The sequence below is a fragment of the Acinetobacter sp. TYF_19 genome (genome assembly GCF_043105125.1).
GTDB lineage: Bacteria > Pseudomonadota > Gammaproteobacteria > Pseudomonadales > Moraxellaceae > Acinetobacter > Acinetobacter johnsonii.
The window spans coordinates 24,072-43,140 of the sequence record NZ_JBICLH010000083.1 but is presented as its reverse complement, the minus strand read 5'-3'; the positions used below and the strand labels follow the sequence as shown (position 1 = coordinate 43,140).

General features: G+C 42.2%; 19 protein-coding genes. 14 read left to right on the top strand and 5 right to left on the bottom strand.

The window, feature by feature from the left end; translation table 11 throughout:
* Positions 1-167 precede the first annotated feature (167 nt).
* The 9 genes from ACF8FD_RS12715 (at position 168) to pal (ending at position 8,940) form a co-directional block, all read left to right on the top strand.
* On the top strand, positions 168-1,508 hold the full coding sequence (locus tag ACF8FD_RS12715; RefSeq protein WP_005399716.1) for a deoxyguanosinetriphosphate triphosphohydrolase: 1,341 nt from the start codon (positions 168-170) through the stop codon (positions 1,506-1,508).
* A gap of 126 nt (positions 1,509-1,634) precedes the next feature.
* Positions 1,635-2,237 (top strand): Holliday junction branch migration protein RuvA, encoded by a 603-nt coding sequence (gene ruvA, locus ACF8FD_RS12710; protein WP_205666838.1) that lies wholly within the window; start codon positions 1,635-1,637, stop codon positions 2,235-2,237.
* Positions 2,238-2,456: 219 nt separating this feature from the next.
* A complete protein-coding gene (ruvB, locus tag ACF8FD_RS12705) occupies positions 2,457-3,464 on the top strand; it encodes a Holliday junction branch migration DNA helicase RuvB (protein ID WP_205666839.1) in 1,008 nt (335 codons plus the stop codon).
* 316 nt (positions 3,465-3,780) lie between these two features.
* On the top strand, positions 3,781-4,188 hold the full coding sequence (gene ybgC, locus ACF8FD_RS12700) for a tol-pal system-associated acyl-CoA thioesterase (RefSeq protein WP_004693869.1): 408 nt from the start codon (positions 3,781-3,783) through the stop codon (positions 4,186-4,188).
* Between the two features lie 26 nt (positions 4,189-4,214).
* Positions 4,215-4,913: a protein TolQ gene (tolQ, locus tag ACF8FD_RS12695; protein ID WP_004693871.1), complete on the top strand. Its 699-nt coding sequence runs from the start codon at positions 4,215-4,217 to the stop codon at positions 4,911-4,913.
* Complete coding sequence (tolR, locus tag ACF8FD_RS12690; protein WP_004693872.1) at positions 4,913-5,365, top strand: protein TolR; 453 nt, start codon at positions 4,913-4,915, stop codon at positions 5,363-5,365. The genes tolQ and tolR overlap by 1 nt, the downstream gene beginning before the upstream one ends.
* Before the next feature lie 3 nt (positions 5,366-5,368).
* On the top strand, positions 5,369-6,676 hold the full coding sequence (tolA, locus tag ACF8FD_RS12685) for a cell envelope integrity protein TolA (RefSeq protein WP_234303784.1): 1,308 nt from the start codon (positions 5,369-5,371) through the stop codon (positions 6,674-6,676).
* Between the two features lie 359 nt (positions 6,677-7,035).
* Complete coding sequence (tolB, locus tag ACF8FD_RS12680; protein WP_005399723.1) at positions 7,036-8,319, top strand: Tol-Pal system beta propeller repeat protein TolB; 1,284 nt, start codon at positions 7,036-7,038, stop codon at positions 8,317-8,319.
* A 51-nt stretch (positions 8,320-8,370) separates the two neighbouring features.
* A complete protein-coding gene (gene pal, locus ACF8FD_RS12675; RefSeq protein WP_004693879.1) occupies positions 8,371-8,940 on the top strand; it encodes a peptidoglycan-associated lipoprotein Pal in 570 nt (189 codons plus the stop codon).
* Between the two features lie 60 nt (positions 8,941-9,000).
* On the opposite strand, the gene ACF8FD_RS12670 is transcribed toward pal, so the two are convergent.
* The gene (locus tag ACF8FD_RS12670) at positions 9,001-9,201 is read right to left on the bottom strand and encodes an NF038105 family protein (protein WP_004980614.1); all 201 of its coding nucleotides are present in this window, start codon (positions 9,199-9,201) and stop codon (positions 9,001-9,003) included.
* 181 nt (positions 9,202-9,382) lie between these two features.
* On the opposite strand from ACF8FD_RS12670, the gene ACF8FD_RS12665 reads away from it, so the two are divergent.
* The 5 genes from ACF8FD_RS12665 (at position 9,383) to ACF8FD_RS12645 (ending at position 12,671) form a co-directional block, all read left to right on the top strand.
* Positions 9,383-10,357 carry a class 1 fructose-bisphosphatase gene (locus ACF8FD_RS12665; RefSeq protein WP_062034683.1) on the top strand — a complete coding sequence of 325 codons (975 nt, stop codon included), beginning with the start codon at positions 9,383-9,385 and terminating at the stop codon, positions 10,355-10,357.
* Positions 10,358-10,410: 53 nt separating this feature from the next.
* On the top strand, positions 10,411-11,187 hold the full coding sequence (locus ACF8FD_RS12660) for an RNA methyltransferase (RefSeq protein WP_078425975.1): 777 nt from the start codon (positions 10,411-10,413) through the stop codon (positions 11,185-11,187).
* Between the two features lie 161 nt (positions 11,188-11,348).
* On the top strand, positions 11,349-11,963 hold the full coding sequence (locus tag ACF8FD_RS12655) for an RNA polymerase sigma factor (protein ID WP_004693886.1): 615 nt from the start codon (positions 11,349-11,351) through the stop codon (positions 11,961-11,963).
* Positions 11,960-12,277: a hypothetical protein gene (locus ACF8FD_RS12650; protein WP_010326405.1), complete on the top strand. Its 318-nt coding sequence runs from the start codon at positions 11,960-11,962 to the stop codon at positions 12,275-12,277. The genes ACF8FD_RS12655 and ACF8FD_RS12650 overlap by 4 nt, the downstream gene beginning before the upstream one ends.
* Positions 12,267-12,671, top strand: a complete 405-nt coding sequence (locus tag ACF8FD_RS12645) for a DUF3106 domain-containing protein (RefSeq protein ID WP_010326404.1) — start codon at positions 12,267-12,269, stop codon at positions 12,669-12,671. The genes ACF8FD_RS12650 and ACF8FD_RS12645 overlap by 11 nt, the downstream gene beginning before the upstream one ends.
* Positions 12,672-12,747: 76 nt before the next feature.
* Here ACF8FD_RS12645 and ACF8FD_RS12640 read toward each other — a convergent pair whose 3' ends face one another.
* The 4 genes from ACF8FD_RS12640 to cxpE form a co-directional block, all read right to left on the bottom strand.
* On the bottom strand, positions 12,748-15,168 hold the full coding sequence (locus ACF8FD_RS12640) for a CSLREA domain-containing protein (RefSeq protein ID WP_234303786.1): 2,421 nt from the start codon (positions 15,166-15,168) through the stop codon (positions 12,748-12,750).
* A gap of 16 nt (positions 15,169-15,184) precedes the next feature.
* Positions 15,185-16,990, bottom strand: coding sequence for a rhombotarget A (gene rbtA, locus ACF8FD_RS12635; protein ID WP_234303787.1), 1,806 nt, complete (start codon positions 16,988-16,990; stop codon positions 15,185-15,187).
* Between the two features lie 122 nt (positions 16,991-17,112).
* On the bottom strand, positions 17,113-17,817 hold the full coding sequence (gene hda, locus ACF8FD_RS12630; RefSeq protein ID WP_005399729.1) for a DnaA regulatory inactivator Hda: 705 nt from the start codon (positions 17,815-17,817) through the stop codon (positions 17,113-17,115).
* Between the two features lie 15 nt (positions 17,818-17,832).
* Entirely contained in the window at positions 17,833-19,053 is a 1,221-nt protein-coding gene (gene cxpE / locus ACF8FD_RS12625; RefSeq protein ID WP_005399730.1) for a chloramphenicol efflux transporter CxpE, read from the bottom strand.
* Positions 19,054-19,069: the final 16 nt, after the last annotated feature.

Sequence of the window (19,069 nt, the reverse complement as noted above, 5' to 3'; positions counted from 1 at the left end):
ATAACGAAGTCGATAGCCTCCTTGAGAACAAACATGACTGCTTTAAGATGTTCTATTTCTGAAAACTTAATACTGCATAAATTAAAAGACAACTTATGTCGCAGCCCTCTAGAGCTCGTCACACTTTTTTGGCATGATGAAGCCAATGACTTACTGAATAACGATAAATGATGCAAATGCGTTGGTTGGAACTGCTCTCAACAGTTCGTATTGGAAGTAAAAAACAAAATACCGAATTGGCACGTAGTCCATTTCACAAAGATTATGACCGAATTATTTTTTCCCAAAGTTTTCGCCAACTGAACCGAAAAACCCAAGTCCATCCACTGACTCAACACGATGGCATTCATACTCGTTTAACGCATTCGCTTGAAGTCTCCTGTATTGGCCGCTCTCTTGGCATGCTGGCAGCGGAAAAGATCAAAGATGAACTACCAATGTGGATTTCCCCTGCCGATGTTGGAGCCATTATTCAAGCGGCTTGTTTAGCACATGATATTGGAAACCCACCGTTTGGCCATGCAGGTGAATATGCTATTCGTGAATGGTTTGACGATGCATCACATGGCAACTTTTTAGAGAAACTTTCCCCAGAAGAACAAGCCGATGTGCGTCAATTTGAAGGTAATGCCCAAGGTCTACGCTTACTGACTAAAATTGACTACCATCCTAATGATGGTGGCATGCGTCTGACCTATGCAACGCTGGGAGCTTACTTAAAATATCCATGGTTGTCTAAAACCATCGAATCGCAAGGCAATACTCCTGCCAGTAAACGTGCCAAATTTGGCTGCTATCAGGCAGAAAAAGAAATCCTGCAACAAATCGCAGAGCAACTCGGACTGATTCAACTGGGTGAATATCATTATTGTCGTCATCCACTGACTTATTTACTTGAAGCTGCAGATGATATTTGCTACGCCCTGATTGACCTTGAAGATGGCATTATTTTAAACATGTTGTCTTATGAAGAAGTTGAACCGATTTTTTTAAGCTTGCTGGGTGAATACAGCGCACCAACTGAACTGTCGATGCCAGATACGACTTGGCAGCAAAAAATTGCAGCCCTGCGCGGACGAGTGATGAAACGTCTGGTTGAAGAAGTCACATCGGCTTTTGCTAAGCATCATTTTGAAATTTTAAACGGACAACTAGCTGGCAGCTTACTGCAATACTGCGCTGCTGATATTGAGTTAGGCATTAACCGTGCAAAGGATTTAGCCCGCGATAAAATATTTGAACACCCACAAAAAGCGGGTTTGGAAATTATTGCCCATCAAAGTTTACAAAACATTTTAGATGCCTTTATTCCGCTCACTACACCGCATAAAACATTGAGCTTTAAAGAACAACGCTTAATGGCTATTTTATGTCGTTCTGGTGCGCACTTTGGTAGCAACCACTATGAAAATATCATGCAGGTCTTAGATATTATTTCTAAATTTTCAGACCACCAAGCGTACAACTTGTCTCAAGAGTTACAAGGCAATAAGGCAGGATTAATTTAAATAAGTCATCAACATCCAGTTTGATGATAAAGCCATCAATCCGAACTCAATTTTCCGTGAGCCTTTTGCCTTTCTGCGCAATGCTCACTACTATGCAACCATTGATAAAAAAGTGAATCGCACAACATGATCGGATGTCTTATTGGTGAAGTCTTCGCACTAGAAGCACCCACCGTACTTTTAAATGTAAATGGTGTTGGTTATGAAATTGATACACCACTGACGACCTTCTGCCAACTACAAAAAGGCCAGAAAATCACCTTATGGACGCACCTTGCCGTGCGTGAGGATGCTCAACTGCTTTATGGCTTTTTGCATCAACAAGAAAAAATCATTTTTCGCACCCTATTAAAGGTCAACGGTGTCGGCCCTAAAATGGCTTTAGGTATTCTTTCCACGCTCAGTGTCGACATGTTGATTCATACTGTCGAACATGAAGATATCAACACACTGGTTAAAGTACCGGGTGTGGGTAAAAAAACCGCTGAACGCCTCATGATCGAATTACGTGATCGCTTTAAAGCGATGTCTTCAGGCACAGTGCCAAGCAACTCAACCGTTGAACAAATCCAGTTCACAGGCAACTCTGCCGTGGCAGAAGCTGAAGCGGCGTTGCAGTCTTTAGGTTATAAACCTTTAGAATCACAGAAATTGGTCAATGCTGCAAAAGGTGATTTTACTGAGGCGAGCGACATCATCCGTGCTGCACTCAAATCGATGAATAAATAATCCAAATAGACACACCAATACACCTAAATTGGATACACGAAGGCGACATGAATGTCGCCATGTTGGATTGGGATATAAGGACATATCCTCAATCCAACACAAGATTTTTGTTACTTTTGATCTTTCAAAAGTAAGGCAATGCCTACACAATGGTACCTAAACACAAATCATAATTTGAGGCTGTGCCTCGAAAGTTCAGCCAGAGATTGATTCAACTATATGCAAGACCGTCTCATCGGTGGTTCCGAAAAACCCGAAGATCATATCGACCGTGCTATCCGCCCGACCTCACTCGATGACTACATTGGTCAGCCCGTGGTTCGTGAACAAATGGAAATCTTTATTGGCGCAGCCCGTGGTCGTGGTGAAGCACTCGATCACACCTTAATTTTTGGTCCACCGGGACTAGGTAAAACCACACTTGCCAATATTATTGCGCGTGAAATGGGTGGAAACCTCAAGTCGACGTCTGGCCCCGTATTGGAACGTGCTGGGGACTTGGCAGCCATGCTGACCAACCTTGAAGAAGGTGATGTGCTGTTCATCGACGAAATCCACCGCCTTTCACCAGTGATTGAAGAAATTCTTTATCCTGCCATGGAAGACTACCAACTCGACATTATGATTGGTGAAGGTCCTGCGGCTCGTTCAATTAAGCTCGACTTACCCCCTTTTACTTTAGTTGCCGCAACCACACGTGCTGGACTCCTCACCTCTCCTTTACGTGACCGTTTTGGCATCGTGCAACGCCTTGAATTCTATTCCGTCGCTGACTTGACGCATATTGTGACTCGTTCTGCCAATTTGATGGATGTACCTATTACACGTGAAGGTTCAGCAGAAATTGCACGTCGTTCACGTGGTACGCCGCGTATCGCCAACCGCTTACTACGTCGAGTTCGTGACTATGCACAAGTCAAAGGTACAGGTGAAGTGACACAAGACATGGCTCAGCGTGCCCTCGATATGCTCAATGTCGATAAAGATGGTTTAGACACTTTAGACCGTCGTTATTTGAGTATGTTACTTGAACGTTTTGATGGCGGCCCTGGTGGTGTAGAAGCCCTGGCAGCTGCTATGGCTGAAGACTCAGGCACATTAGAGGACGTGATTGAGCCGTATTTGATTCAACAAGGTTATGTCATGCGGACAGCCCGTGGCCGTATTGCCACCAATATGGCATATTTGCAGTTTGGTATGACACCGCCGGAACCGAAAGACAAATAAATAATTTTAGAGGGAGAGTTACTCTCCCTTATTTTCTGCGGACTAAACACAAATGCCACAGCCAAAATAAGCAGCAGCTTAAAATAACCATTCATTCCCTTATCCTTATATTTTTATAGCCATACAGCGCTTAACTCCCCCAACAGTCATGAATCACAATATTTGACATCTTGTGCCATTGGAGTGAAATCTCATAATGCTAAACTGCGACGCATTAGTACTTTGACGTGCATCAATTTTAAGACCCTGTCCTTAAATATAAAAGCGCCAAGTCAATCTAAATCGACTCGTACAACTGGAAAAACGGAATACTCTCATGGCGAATAAATTTGAATTCAACATTCGTGTCTATATTGAAGATACTGATGCAGGTGGCATTGTTTACCACGCCAATCATATTCGCTTTATGGAGCGTACCCGTACAGAGTGGTTACGAGCTTCTGGTGTAGATCATTACTGGCATCAAAAAGACTATAACTTCGTTGTACACAAAATTAATGTGAAATATTCACGTCCAATTTTAATGGATGATTTAATTACTGTTACAGCAAGTGTTGTTTCGTGTAAGGCTACGTCATTTGTGTTGCAACAAAATATTTATCGTGGTGAAATCATGCTTGCATCAGGTGAGGTCGAATTGGCATGTATCAGTTCAGAAATGAAACCACGTCGACTTCCCGATGAAATCCGCGAACTGATTCTAAAAGAATTAGGACAAGACTAAAAAAATTATTGGCACATGTAGTAACTATGGCAACTCAACTCGAATCATCTCTTCAAGTTTCAGATCTAATATTACAAGCAAGCCCAGTCGTACAACTGGTAATGCTGGCTTTACTTTTGGCCTCGCTGTTTAGCTGGTATCTGATTGCCAAGTTACACATGAGTTATAAAAAAGCACAGGCAGACGATGACCATTTCCAAAAAATTTTTTGGTCAGGTGCTGAACTGAATACGCTGTATAACAATGCGCAACTTAACTCCAAACGTGTCGGCCTTGAGGATATTTTTTATCAAGGTTTAGGCGAGTTTTTAAAACTAAAAAAACGCAATGCTGCTCCAGCACAAACCATTGAAGGCACAGAACGTATTTTACGCGTCGGTCTAAGTCGTGACCAAAGCCAACTTGAACAAGGCTTAGGTGCTTTGGCCAGCATTGGTTCTGTGGCCCCGTATGTTGGCTTATTTGGTACCGTTTGGGGCATCATGAATGCATTCATCGGTTTAGCAGACGTAGATCAAGTCACCCTTGCAACGGTTGCACCTGGTATTGCTGAAGCCCTCATTGCTACAGCGATTGGTTTATTTGCAGCGATTCCTGCAGTATTGGCATTTAACCATTACACAGGAAAAGGCGAAACGGTTTACTCCGATCGTGCTTTATTTGCAGAAGAAATGGTTGCGTTATTACAACGTCAGTCTTTGGGTGAAACTAAGGAACATGACTAATGGCAATTCAACGTTCAGGGCGCTTCGAGCGCATTAAAAAGCCACTAAAAAGTGAGATGAACGTCGTCCCATATATTGACGTCATGCTCGTATTATTAGTGATTTTTATGGTCACCGCACCCATGATTACCAGCGGCATCAATGTCGATCTTCCTCAGGCCAATGGCAACCCCATTGAATCAAAAGATGCACCTGCAATGGTCAGCTTAGATAAAGAAGGTCGCTATTTCCTTAAATATAAAACACACAGTTCAGCTGAACCTTTGGCTTTATCTGAATTGACGTCTATTTTAAGTGAAGCACAGCAACAAGCTCAGGCTGAAAATAAAACTTTAACCGTTGTTGTGGAAGGTGAACAGTCACGCTCTTATGGCGAAGTCATGTCGCTCATGAACAGCCTACAAGAAGCGGGTCTCAGCCAAGTTGGATTACTCACAGAGCCATTAAAGTAATTTATGAAAGATTTTAAAAAGCCACCTTTTAAACAAAAAGCCATCGCGCTTGGATTTACCTTTGGTGTCCATGTGATTGCTGTTGTTGGCTTACTTTATCTTGGTATGAGTAAACCACCAGAGCCACCGAAGCAAATTAGAACTGTGCTCATCAAACCTGAGGACTTAAAGCCTGTTACGCTTGAAGAAACAGAGTTTACGGAAACAGCACATGAAAATGTAGCCAAAGAAATCACACAAACTGCTCCGCCAGTTGTAGAGCCTGCACCTGTTATCCCAACTGCACCACCTATAACACCCGTTGTGCCAAAGGTCGACGCTCAAAAGGCAGCAGCGGATGCTAAAGCTGCTGAAGCGGCAGCGCGTAAAGCTGAACTACAGCAGCAGATTCAGGCACGTGCAAAGGCTGAAGCTGAAAAACTACAAGCTCAGCAAGAACGTGCTACTGCCCGTGCAGCGGAGCAAGCTAAAAATGCTGAGAAAGCCAAAGCAGATGCAGCGGCGAAAGCTGAAGCAGACACCAAACGCCGAGCAAACTTAGAAGCATTGAAAAAAGCAGAGGCAGTACAAAAAGCGAAGCTAGAGGCACAAAAGAAAGCAGATCTCGCTAAAAAGCAGCAACAAATTACTGATGCCAATAAGGCTAAAGTTGCGGCTGATGCAAAAGCCAAAGCAGATGCAGATAAAGCCAAGGCTGCCGCTGATGCAAAACGTAAAGCCGATGCGGACAAAGCGAAAGCCGCCGCTGATGCGAAAGCTAAAGCAGATGCCGATAAAGCCAAGGCAAATGCTGATGCTAAAGCTAAAGCAGATGCTGCGAAGACCAAAGCTGACGCTGATGCGAAACGTAAGGCTGATGCGGATAAAGCTAAGGCAAATGCTGATGCAAAAGCCAAAGCCGATGCAGAAAAAGCCAAGGCTGCTGCTGATGCAAAACGTAAAGCCGATGCTGAAGCGAAAGAGCGTGCAGCTGAAGAAGCACGTGCTTCATCTGCAAAACAAGCTGCCGAAGAAGCCGCGCAAAAGAAAGCAGAAGCAAAGCAAATTGCTTCAACGGCTAAGCGCGACTTTGAAAATAAAATTAAGCGTGCTTGGGATACCCCAGCAGGTTCAACGGGTAAAACCGCGACTGCACGTGTCACGCTTTCGGATAGTGGCGCTGTACGATCTGTGATCGTAAGCTCCAGTGACCCTGACATGAAAGCCAGCGTCGAAGCAGCTGTTCGTTCTGCTGCACCCTATCCAATGCCTTCAGATCCAGAAGCACGCCGGCAAGCACAAAGCTTTACTTCATCCTTTACTGCGAAATAACCCAAATCCCTCTGAACAGTCAGGGGGATTTTTCCAGCCATATTCACAGTATTTTTAAGTACTCAAATGACTTATTTTAAATACGTTTAATCTGTTTTAGCTTTCAATAACAACCATTACAACATCTTTAATTTCAGTCGATATTTCACTCCATACAAGCGAGTCGCTACTGGCCCTTATCACACAGATCTACCTACGCGTTTTTGTATTTACGTTTAAACGACTTAATTCTTACTCATTTTTCACAGTGTTATAACAGATCAGTCATAATTTCATGCTTTTAATATTAGAAAATCATGCCATTATGTAGAACAATTAAACCCACAATAAAAGCCGTTTGTTTGAGTAAATAACGAATGATGGAAATGACGCGTAAACACCTTCTTAGCCTAGCCATTTTAACTGCTTTCAGCCCAGTCTTAGTGACTCAAGCGCATGCTCAGCTTCATTTAGAAATTGCAAAAGCACCTGAAGAAGCGCCTAAAATTGCAATCGTACCTTTTAGCAATGACAGCAGTCTCTATCCCATTATTGAAACGGATTTAAACCGCTCAGGGAAATTTACCAGCGCTTCAAAAAATTTGCCTGCAACAGCCAGCATGAATAATCCGAACGCAGCCAACTGGCAAGCAGCAGGTGTTCCATATGTCGTTACAGGAACAGTAAAAACCACTGAAAATGGTAGCTACGAGGTTCATTACCAACTGTATGATGTCCAAAAACAACAATATCTTTTAAATGAATTATTAACTGTTCCAGCATCACGCGTTCGTTCTGCTGCACACATGATTAGTGATGCCATTTATCAAGCATTAACTGGTATTCCAGGAGACTTTAGCGGTCGTATTGCTTATGTGCTACGTAATCCAGCTACACCGGAACAACGCTATACACTACAAATCGCCGATACTGATGGTGAGCAACCACGTACAATTTTAACGTCCCGCGACCCAATTTTATCACCTGCTTGGACACCAGATGCCAAGAAAATCGCTTATGTATCGTTTGAAACCAAACGCCCTGCAATTTATGTCCAAGACCTTTCCACAGGTGCGCGTGAAAAGCTTGCTAGCTTCCGTGGTCTAAATGGTGCACCAAGCTTCTCTCCAGATGGGAAAAGTATGTTGTTCACCGCTTCTATGCATGGCAACCCAGAAATCTATCAAATGAACTTGGAAACCCGTCAACTGCAGCGTATGACCAACGACAGTGCCATTGATACTGAAGCGCGTTATGCACCAGATGGTAAGTCATTTATCTTTACTTCTGACCGTGGTGGTTCTGCGCAAATTTACCGTTATGACTTGGCAAATAGCAGCTATAACCGTCTGACCTTCCGTGGCGCATTCAATGCACGTGGTACGCTCAGTGCCGATGGCAAAAAGCTGGCACTGGTCCACCGTCCAAGTGGTAGTAACTATAAAGTCGCTATTCAAGATTTAAACTCAAGTGTCACCAATATTTTAACGCCAACCAGTTTGGATGAATCACCAAGTTTTTCCCCAAATGGGCAGATGGTGGTCTATGCAACGCGTGAAGGTTCACGTGGTTTGTTATCGATCATGTCACTGGATGGCCGTTTCCGTATGAATTTACCAAGTGAACAAGGTGAAGTCCGTGAACCTGCTTGGGCACCCAAATAACTTTTTAATGACTAGTCATTTAATAATCATCAATTTTCATGGAGATGAAGAATGAAATCGATCAAACTTTTAGCCCTTCCAATCTTAGCGACTGCTCTTGTAGTTACAGGATGTGCGAGCCGTAAACCTGCTGCAACAATTGAAGCGGGTCAAAACCCAAATGGCTCAACCACAGTCAATACTCAAGGTCTAAGTGAAGATGCAGCTTTAAATGCACAAAATCTTGCAGGTGCATCGGCAAAAGGCGTGACTGAAGCCAACAAAGCATTTTTAGCAAAACGCGTTGTACATTTTGACTATGACAGTAGCGACCTCAGCAATGATGATTACCAAACGCTACAAGCCCATGCGCAGTTCTTAATGGCAAATGCAAATTCGCGCGTGGCGTTAACAGGTCATACCGATGAGCGCGGTACACGTGAGTACAATATGGCATTGGGTGAACGTCGTGCCAAAGCGGTTGAAAGTTTCTTAATCACCACAGGTGTGAGTCCAAACCAACTTGAAGCCGTTAGTTATGGTAAAGAAATGCCAATCAATGCAGGCCATGACGAAAATGCATGGAAAGAAAACCGTCGCGTAGAAATTAACTACGAAGCGGTACCACCACTTTTAAAATAATGCTGGTATTACAACTGAAATAAAAAAAAGCGCTCCTTTCGATGAGCGCTTTTTTATGACTTAAACTTGTTCAGGCTTGGGATTTTCATCAGACTCTTCAGCATGTTGCATAGATTCAATCATGTCATGTTTATTGAACTTTTTATACTCAGCTTTTGCTTCGTAATCTTGCCACGCTTTTTTCACGCTATCGTCTGAAATATCATCTAAGTTAATCCCTTCGCTCGGCGTTGGAGTCGCATCAAATTTTTGCGTTGTCATTGTTGTGCTCCTATTTTTACCTGATATTCCTTCCATCAACATAGCACTTTCCACAAGACTTGCAAGGGTAAAATCGCAGCAAATAGTCGAGTTTAATTGTTCTTTTGTCTCGTTCTCGACTAAAATATAGCGCAATGTTGATTTTGTTACGTATTCAAGTTTTAGTGGAGTCCTCCCCCTTATGTCATATCTCAATCTGTCCCAATTTTTAGAACAACAAACGGGAAATCTTACGCCTGAATTGGCACAAGTGATTAGCACCATTGCTGCTACTTGCCAAACCATCGATCAAGCTTTACAAAAAGGTGCTTTAGCTGGTGTCTTAGGTAGCGCGCAGCATGAAAACGTGCAAGGTGAAGAACAGAAAAAACTGGATGTGATTTCAAATGATTATTTGATTGATGCTCTAAAAGTCCACCCACAAGTTGGTGGCTTAGCGTCTGAAGAATTGGATGAATTCACGCCAGCTCAAGAAAATGGCAAATATTTAGTTTTATTTGACCCACTTGATGGTTCAAGCAACATCGACATCAATATGTGTGTGGGTACTATTTTCTCAATCTTGCCTGCAAAAAATGCAGTGACACAAGCTGAAGACTTTATGCAAGCAGGCAACCAGCAAGTTGCTGCAGGTTATGTGCTTTATGGCCCATCAACCATGTTGGCATTAACAGTCGGTGCAGGTACGGTGTTCTTTACCTTTGACCCAGAAACTCAACAATTCTTGCTCACCTCTGAAAATATTCAAGTGGCAGCAGATACCAAAGAATATGCCATTAACTCATCAAACCAACGCCACTGGGAAAACCCAGTAAAACGTTATATTGAAGAACTTCTCGCAGGTAAAACAGGTCCACGTGAGAAAGACTTCAATATGCGTTGGGTAGCTTGTATGGTGGGCGACATTCACCGTATTCTTTGCCGTAGCGGGATTTTCATGTATCCATACGACCTCAAAGATCCGAAAAAAGCAGGTCGCCTGCGTTTAATGTATGAAGCAAACCCTATGAGTATGCTAATTGAACAAGCTGGCGGTGCATCAACAACGGGTCGCGTTCGTATTTTAGACATCGAACCAACTGACCTACACCAACGTGTCCCAGTGATTATTGGTTCTAAAAACGAAGTCGATTTAGTGACCGGCTACCACAACTAATTTTTTTTAAATGCGCATAGCCATCTGAAGCGTTATGCGCATGAGTCTCTCCCATGTCAATCGTTTTTCTTGAATCAAAAGACAACCCAAAGATTAAACATCTGCGCGGTTTAATAGAGCAAAGTAGCTACCGTAAAAAGCAAGGTCAAACTGTGCTTGAAGGGACACACTTAGGCTTAGCTTGGGTTGAAAAAAAGAAGAAACTCAATTCTATTTTCACCACTGAAAATGCACTCGAACACCCTGATATTTGCGATATTTTAGATGAATATGAAGGTGCTGTTTTTGTCATTGCTGAAAGCCTATATCGTGACTTAAGCACATTAGGAACCACTTTGCCCTTCTTGGCAGTTGTAGACTTACCAAGTTCAAGCCAAAGTGTAGACTTTAGCTTGGATACCTTGATTTTGGAAAACATTCAAGATCCAGGCAATGTAGGCACACTACTCCGTTCTGCTGCTGCAGCAGGTATTAAGCAAGTTATTTGTACCAAAGGTTCTGCTGCACTCTGGTCACCACGTGTATTACGCGCAGGCATGGGTGCACACTTCTCACTTAACACCTATGAAAACGTTGCCATCGAAGATGTACTCGAACGCTTTGAAATTCCAGTGTATGTGACCAGCTCACATCAGGCTGAAAGTTTATATCAAAAAGATTTAACACAAGCTTGTGTCTGGATCTTAGGCAATGAAGGCCAAGGAGTTTCTGACTTTGCTTTAGCACATGCTCAAGCACTGAGCATCCCACAGCCCGGTGGCCAAGAATCTCTCAATGTCGCTATTGCGGGTTCAATCTGCTTTTTTGAAATGGTACGACAACGACTTTAAAATCGTTAAGTTATATTAACTAAAGTCGGCTCAGCAGAAAAAATAGATTACACTAGAAAAAATAATTACTTGTGTTGTCAACCAAACCATTATTTCCAACGTTATAGGCACATGATCGAGGAAATAATGGTGGGTATCCGATGACAGGATTTTCCATCTCTATGGATTTAGCACCCAAACAGTCTAAAACGCAAGATTCTAGTACTCTTAAGAGTACCGCCGAGTCTCGCCTAAAAAACTTCATGCAAGAAGTGACTGGTCGTGCGTTAGTAATGATGGAAAGTGCTACCCAAAACCAGCAGGGTATCGCCATGGATTTGGTGCAAGAAGCCTTTATTTCATTACACAAATCTTATTCCGATCGATCTACGGAAGAATGGTATCCCCTGTTCTATACCATTCTAACCAACAAATTACAGGATTGGCGTCGTAAAGAAGCACGTCGAGCACAACCCTTTTCTTTCTTTAAAAAAGTCAGTCTTGATGATGACGATTTTGAAGTCAATGAGGTGGTCGATGAAAGAGCGCTGAATCCTTCAGACTTTTTAAGTCAAGCTGTCACTGCGGATGAAATTCAAGAAGCCATTGCTGGTCTTCCCGTTCGTCAGCAGCAAGCATTTATGTTACGTGCATGGGAAGGTTTTGATACTGCAACCACTGCACAAATCATGAATTGCTCTGAAGGCAGCGTTAAAACTCATTACCACCGTGCGATTCAAGGCTTACGCAATGCTCTCGCACATTTGAATCCACATCTAGGAGGATCATCCGAATGAAAGATGATTTCTTAAAGCAAGTAACCTCCAAACTTGATGGGCTCGCGCAACACCACAAAAACAAACCCGTGGTGATGCAACATGTTCTTGATGACATTCAAGATCAAAAGTCCTCACGTTATGGCCTTTGGAAAATGTCTGGTTTTGCTTTAGCTGCGGCTATTGCTGGCTTTGTCGTACTTCCGAACTCTATAACCCTTGATGAAAAGCCACATAACCAAGTGGTTTCGACTCCTAAACTTTCACCTCAAATGGTTGAAGATTTAGAAATGTTATTGGTTTTAGGTGAGGACACTGTTCCACATGGCAGCTAAACGTGTCGCTTTCGCACTTTGCACGCTAGGTTTTTTACAAACCAGTTTTGCAGGTTTTGATCGTTTTTGGATTTTTTCTAAAGATGCAGATACCCAAGTGTCTGAAACATGGGAGTCGTTGTCTGAAGAAGAACAACGAGCGTTGATTCAACGTTACCAATCCCTTAAAGAACTGCCCGATGCGCAAAGTGCAGCCCTGCAACAACGTATGGACTGGTTTACTCAGTTACCTGAACAAGAAAAGCAAAAAATGCGTGACACTTGGCAACAGATGAGCACCCAAGAACGACGTGATTTACGTGTACGCATGCAAAAAGCAGATGCAGATGAACGTGTGAATATTCGAAATGAATATATCAACAAGTACATCCATAGCAACACTGCTACACATTAAGATGCCTAGTTGAATGTAAATACTTTAGAAACAGCCATAAAAAATGCCTCATGTGAGGCATTTTTTATGGCTACATTTATATTTTTCGTCGTTGTCTAAACCACGCTAATGACAACAATCCAAGCACCCCAAGGCCACCGATTGAGCCACCACCACCGCCACTCGCTTCCGTATTGGTATTTTTAGCGGTGTTCGTAAAATACATCATCGCAGATTTAGACTCTTCAGCCTCTGCATCATAGATCACATATTCAATTTCATAAGGGAATGGACTGAAATTATTGCGGACTTCGACTTCAATATTGCCGCCATAACATACATATTTTTCATATTCTCCCGGACAAGAACCTGTACGTTCTGGCTTAATATTAATGCCTGCATCCTGACGTACAATACGAATAGCAAGATCCTTTCCATTCGCATCACGGTGAAATGCTGGACGCTGATGTTCTGCCGCGACTGTACTAATCGGTCCATCACCATCATCACTATCATTTGCAAGTGGATTTACATTGAGTTTTAAAGTGCCACCATAATTCAGGGTGTATTCATCCGTTTTGGCAATAGGTTGTATATTGCTAAACTCCGCTTTTAGAATCCCCGAAGAACTTGCCTGCGTAGCCTTACTCTTTACACTATATTGGCAATACACATATTCCGTGCTTGTTGTAGGCTTACCATCGGTGCGATAAATCATGATTTGTTTTAAATCATCCTTCCACTCACAGCGTAAAGTTGGATCCGCTCTGAGTTTTGAGGTATCCAACACACCATCTTTGGCGCTGAGAACACCTACACCTAATACCTGAGTTTCAGTAATGGTATAATTTTCAGTGTTCATTTCTTTTAAAGCCGACGTTCCATCAGCAGTGTTGACCACAGCCTCATCTTGCAAGACAAACTGAAAGGGATCGACATAAATCGCTCGGTATTTTTGATGTAGTTTGGTTGCCGCTAAAAGCTCTTTATAACGCTTTAACTCTTCATTAAACTCGATCAAAAAGTCTGGATTGGTGTTTTTATCGGCGATTAATTCTTCCAATTCCTTAATATTATTCTCATACGCCTGAAGACGTTCTGCCTGCGAGGTATTTTTCAAATCAGCAATATCCGCTGCTGCTAAACGACGCAACTCAACCGATCCAATATCACAGCTGTTAGCTTCCGCAGGTGCTAACATCAATGTTCCGTCGACAATACGGTCTAGACCACGCTGGTCACTATCATTGCAGCTCAATTTACTGTTGGTATCTAGTAAATCAACTCCTCCACTATTCACTTTTGGAAAATACATTGGGCGGAATAAATTATATTTTGATGGCGAAGTTAAGGAACTGAGTAGACTTCCTATAGCCACATTTTTCACATCAATATTGGTATCTGTCGTACCATCGAGTATTCGTGCACTTGCTGCCAGTTCACACTGACTGGTTGCAGTATCAAACGCATTGTAACCTGCCGTCACACCGGCATCATATTTGTCGGATAGTGTCTGAGAACCGACATAGCGGCATGATGTATTTCCATTATATGCAAGTACATTGTAATACAACGACTTCGTACCGAAATCATCATAATCCAAAACGCTCGCGGCACTGTTTTCTACAATGGTGTTATTTGAAAATAAGAAACTACTTTCAAGACTCAGATTATGCTCTCGGGTATTAACGGCATACAAGATGCTCCCGTTTAGAGTATTCACAGTATTTTTTGCGATCGTATTATTCGCCATAGCAACTTTTGGGTTACCACAAAAATCGAATGTATTTAGATTCGATATCTGACCATTTGAAATAATACTATTCGCTCTAAACTCTATATTCGTTTTTACATCCAACAGCCCTGCATAACATTGCATTGCAAGCACACTACCTACAGTCGCTTGGTTACCTTGTAATACACTATTATTTACAGTCACCTGATGCTCACCAGAACCAACGAGATAGAGTGCTCCGCCTTTTTTATCCGACTTTGAGTTTAGAATTTGTACATTATTTAAGGTTAATGCTCCACCGACCAGTAAAGCACCGCCTTCATCTGCCGAATAACCATTTTCTAGAATGACATTCTCTAGCGTCAAACTGGTCTTGGTAATGGTATTAAATAAACGTGACTTTCCACCCGCATCAATCCGTGAAGTCAGCTCACCTAGCGCTGGATACTTAAAAGTGATGGGATTTTTTTCACGATCTAAATAAGGGCTTTTCCCAAAAACCACCACTTTAGACTCGGGAACAATTTCCTTACTCAGCTTATACGTCCCGGCTGCTAACTGAATATAATCGGTTTGACCTGAACCCGTATTCCCAGCACTACAGCCGCCATAAGCCTTATTTAAACTGGCTGTTTTGATTGCCTCACGGAGTGAACATTGATTCATGTTCACATTATCTTCATCATCAAATGTGTTGACATGAATTGTTCTATCTTCTGCAGCCATTAATGTCATAGCAGCTACCACCATGACACCCAATAGTCCTTTTTTAAAGTGTTTCATGTTCGCCCTTTTCTTTTTATTTTCGACGCAGCAAAATTAAAGCAAATAACCCCAGTAAGCTCAGAATACCCGTGCTTCCTCCAGAGGTTTTAATTTTGTCACTTTCCATATGATTTTGCGGTTCCTGTACAATTTGTACATTCACTTCAACGAACGGAATATGTTCATCAAAACGTGTCGTGGTTGTGACCAGCTGTAACCTGAAAATATCAGCACCATGCCATGCTCCATTTGGCGTGTAAGTAATATTTCCTAATTCATCAATCGCCACTTTACCTTTCGATACCGTTTGCGTCTGCTGCACCCGCATACAACCGGGTTGCCATTCTTCACCATTTGGCGCTTTAGCCGATTTGAACAAGCTTGCACATTCGGTTTTGGACAGTAGATCACTATCTCCAAGCAGATCTGCAACAGAAAGTTTAGCTACTTGCCCCGCTATCAGATCTTCACCAATTAAGCTAATGGTCGTTGGGACCTCAATCTCAATTGCACCACGGTCACAAAAGGTATTATTCGTATTTCGATTCACACCACGTTGATCTGAATTTTCACAGCCAATTAAAGAATCCGTTGTGTTTACAACCACTTTACCCTTGTTCACAATTGGAGAATCTAACCAATGCGTCTGACTCATTAAAATGCGTGGACGGATATAGCCTAAAAATTTTTGGTTGGGAACAATATAAGGACACAATAAACTGTCAGCATCTGCAGACATGGTTTTACACTCACCCACCACATCACTGCCTGCAATCAAAGCGCCAGACCAAAACTCATTCGGATAATAACTCGCACCACTGCCACAGTCACTTTGCGTGACCAAGTTGTTCTGAAGAACTGCTTTACTTAAATCCCCAGCACAGTTTTGTGTGATGGTATTTTCAGCATTCCCTAAAACGATACTATTGGCCAGATAAGCCAAGTTTGTAGATGGATTGAAATAAATCCCTTTACTGTTTCCCACCACCGTTAAGTTATTCAAAGCCATGCCATCTCGAACATTAACGACATAACCTGTATTTTTCACAAAGGTACTACTGACCAGACGTGATGCTAAACTGGATAAGGTTGTATCTTCTTTAACCGCTGCATTATTGACAGAGTAAATATTGGCACTGCTTGCATCTGTTGTTTTATTTTCTTTGAAAACTGAATTATAAATCCGAAAAGAAGGCGCGTCCCCATACAAAATAGCACCTTGTGCCGCTTGGTTTTGCTCAACCAGAGTAGAGCGAATTTCAACTAGACTACGACTGGTACCATCTTCGAGCAAGGTTGCGACATTGTAAATCGCCCCCCCTTGCACTGCAAAACCACCTGTTAATTTGACGTACTCAAGACCTAAATATTCATTGTTATAAATTAAACCACCTTGATTCACACCGCAGTCTTTCGCACAGCCCTGTAAAGTAACCTCTTTTACTAACACACGAATTAAAGCATTCTCAGCATTATCAACCCTTAATAAGTTGTCAGAACCATTCATTTTTAAGATGGCATTACTTAAACCCTGAACAGTTTCTTCCCCCACAGAACTGTCATAACTTGTTCTGAGTGTTAAATCTTTTTTGATTGCAAGATGGGTATTTAGCACATAAGTTTTATTTTTCTCAAGCATGACGGTGGAAATCGCATCTTTGCCCCCGCAGCCATAATAACCCGCCTCAGGCATACCTTGATTAATATAGTCGATAGCTTCGCGAAGTGAACATTCCGTGTCATTTTTGACAATATCGTCAGTGATGGTCACTTTAATATTGTCCGAATAGGCATGACTCGCCACCAATAGCGTAGCTACACCTATGCTCTTCTTGAGCATAACGATCTCCTTGCTTTTATTTTATCTTTTCTTTTTATTCTTAGATTGCAAAATCCCTGCAATATCTAACAATTTTTCGTACTCTGTCACAGCTCGGACAATTTCTCAAGTAATATTATGATTTACCGATATTCGTCAATTAGCGCATAAATTTGTCTGAGGTTTGCATTACTCAGTTTGGTTTTCTCACCTTTTAGCAGTTGAATTAGTTGTTCTAAACTTTGCAATAATACCGAGGTTTGATGTGGCCCATGTGCGAGTAAATAATCAATAATCTGTTGATCGATATGAATCCCACGGCGCGATAAAACCGACATCACCAATGTAGAACGATCGGCATACAAACTTCCATTTGGTACTTTCACACTTACAGCCTGCGTCAGGCGAGATTGTAAATCGGGTAGTTCAAGTTTTAATTCAATCGGCGCAACACGAGAAGAGAACACCAACTGCCCGCCTTCTTCATTGTTGTAGTTGATCAGGTGAAAAACAGCTTTCTGCCAATGCGGCACACCGCTGATGGCTTCAATGTCATCTAAAGCGACAAGGTCAAAACGCTCTAAAGAAGTAATTGCTTCTGTTGGTGCATCCAGCAACTCAAGTAATGAAACCTGAATCGCTGATTTCCCCACATCTAAATAAGAATCACAAATTGCTGAAAGCAAATGACTTTTCCCAGAACCCGCACCACCATACACATAAAAACGATTCATTAAACCTGCATGTAACTGACGAATCGCATCGATAACAGGCCCCCATCCCGGCCCAGAAAAATCACTGATTCGAGCATCGAGTTGGGGTTCAATATCTAGTTGCAATTGACGCATGCTGGTTTGTGTATCCTAAAGTTCTTTATGGTCTATCTGATCAATCTTACTTGAATTTTCAGATGCTTGCTGAGCTTTTACCGCTTGATTTTTTAGTTCAATATCGACATCGACCTGATCAGTTTCAATCGTAATTGAACTCGCGGATGAATCTTGCACAACAAAAGTAGGGGTACTATACATTGGACTATTTTCATAAAACTCACGTGCATGCCTTAATAAGACCACAATCACAGCAGCCACAGGCAACGCAATCAACATTCCTAAAATACCACCCAATTGCGCACCAGCCAGTACTGCAAATACTACAGCAACTGGAGACAAACCAATCTTATCACCTAACAAGAACGGCTGTAGAATATAGCCTTCCACTGCCTGACCAATCATAAAGACCACGCCAACCAAGAGTAGTTGCATCCAATCAATACCAAACTGGAATAAACTTGCAATCACTGCGGCAATAATCCCGACAGCAAAACCTAAGTAAGGAATGATACTGCACAGCCCAGCCACCATTCCAATAATCAAGCCCACTTCAAGTCCAATCAACTGTAAGCCCATTGCATAGACCACACCCAAGAGCACCATGACCAAAAACTGACCTTTGACAAAAGCGCCAAGTACACTATGACATTCTTTAACAATGACTAAGGTCTGTTCTTCATATCGCCGTGGAATAAGACGACGGAAACTGTCCAGCATGCGATCCCAATCTAATAAAAAATAGAATGCAATAATTGGGATCAGTACAACCGTACCACCAATCTGAATGAAGTTCAGTCCAGACTGAGCCAATTTGGCAATCATAGCCTGAATACTGTCAGCACTATAGTTGGTCTGTACATATTCCATAATCGCAGCTGAAATCTGATCAACATCTAATTCCATTGGGACCAAATTAAAACTGTCAGATAACCAAGGGAGGAATTTATAATTTGCCCAATGTATACCTGAAGGAATGCTGTTCTTCGCATACATCAGCTGTTCCCACACCAGTGGAACCAAATACCAAAATGCCAATGTAATGACAACGCCAATACCGATAAAAACAGCACTAATAGACAACCAACGTGGTAAGCCAATTTTATGCAGTTTATCGACCAGTGGACTAAACAGATAAGCGACTAAAAATGCACCAATAAAAGGTAAAACAACAGGCTTGAGTAGATACAACACCCAGAGTATGAGCGCGATTCCTGCCAAAATAAAAATACGTTTAAGTGTACGATCTTGCATGCAATCTCGCCTTTGT

What these genes read in the sequence shown, in the direction of transcription:
- ACF8FD_RS12715 (WP_005399716.1), top strand. Translation starts at nt 168, where the DNA reads ATGATGCAAATGCGTTGGTTGGAACTGCTCTCAACAGTTCGTATTGGA.
- ruvA (WP_205666838.1), top strand. Translation starts at nt 1,635, where the DNA reads ATGATCGGATGTCTTATTGGTGAAGTCTTCGCACTAGAAGCACCCACC.
- ruvB (WP_205666839.1), top strand. Translation starts at nt 2,457, where the DNA reads ATGCAAGACCGTCTCATCGGTGGTTCCGAAAAACCCGAAGATCATATC.
- ybgC (WP_004693869.1), top strand. Translation starts at nt 3,781, where the DNA reads ATGGCGAATAAATTTGAATTCAACATTCGTGTCTATATTGAAGATACT.
- tolQ (WP_004693871.1), top strand. Translation starts at nt 4,215, where the DNA reads ATGGCAACTCAACTCGAATCATCTCTTCAAGTTTCAGATCTAATATTA.
- tolR (WP_004693872.1), top strand. Translation starts at nt 4,913, where the DNA reads ATGGCAATTCAACGTTCAGGGCGCTTCGAGCGCATTAAAAAGCCACTA.
- tolA (WP_234303784.1), top strand. Translation starts at nt 5,369, where the DNA reads ATGAAAGATTTTAAAAAGCCACCTTTTAAACAAAAAGCCATCGCGCTT.
- tolB (WP_005399723.1), top strand. Translation starts at nt 7,036, where the DNA reads ATGGAAATGACGCGTAAACACCTTCTTAGCCTAGCCATTTTAACTGCT.
- pal (WP_004693879.1), top strand. Translation starts at nt 8,371, where the DNA reads ATGAAATCGATCAAACTTTTAGCCCTTCCAATCTTAGCGACTGCTCTT.
- ACF8FD_RS12670 (WP_004980614.1), bottom strand. Translation starts at nt 9,201, where the DNA reads ATGACAACGCAAAAATTTGATGCGACTCCAACGCCGAGCGAAGGGATT.
- ACF8FD_RS12665 (WP_062034683.1), top strand. Translation starts at nt 9,383, where the DNA reads ATGTCATATCTCAATCTGTCCCAATTTTTAGAACAACAAACGGGAAAT.
- ACF8FD_RS12660 (WP_078425975.1), top strand. Translation starts at nt 10,411, where the DNA reads ATGTCAATCGTTTTTCTTGAATCAAAAGACAACCCAAAGATTAAACAT.
- ACF8FD_RS12655 (WP_004693886.1), top strand. Translation starts at nt 11,349, where the DNA reads ATGGATTTAGCACCCAAACAGTCTAAAACGCAAGATTCTAGTACTCTT.
- ACF8FD_RS12650 (WP_010326405.1), top strand. Translation starts at nt 11,960, where the DNA reads ATGAAAGATGATTTCTTAAAGCAAGTAACCTCCAAACTTGATGGGCTC.
- ACF8FD_RS12645 (WP_010326404.1), top strand. Translation starts at nt 12,267, where the DNA reads ATGGCAGCTAAACGTGTCGCTTTCGCACTTTGCACGCTAGGTTTTTTA.
- ACF8FD_RS12640 (WP_234303786.1), bottom strand. Translation starts at nt 15,168, where the DNA reads ATGAAACACTTTAAAAAAGGACTATTGGGTGTCATGGTGGTAGCTGCT.
- rbtA (WP_234303787.1), bottom strand. Translation starts at nt 16,990, where the DNA reads ATGCTCAAGAAGAGCATAGGTGTAGCTACGCTATTGGTGGCGAGTCAT.
- hda (WP_005399729.1), bottom strand. Translation starts at nt 17,817, where the DNA reads ATGCGTCAATTGCAACTAGATATTGAACCCCAACTCGATGCTCGAATC.
- cxpE (WP_005399730.1), bottom strand. Translation starts at nt 19,053, where the DNA reads ATGCAAGATCGTACACTTAAACGTATTTTTATTTTGGCAGGAATCGCG.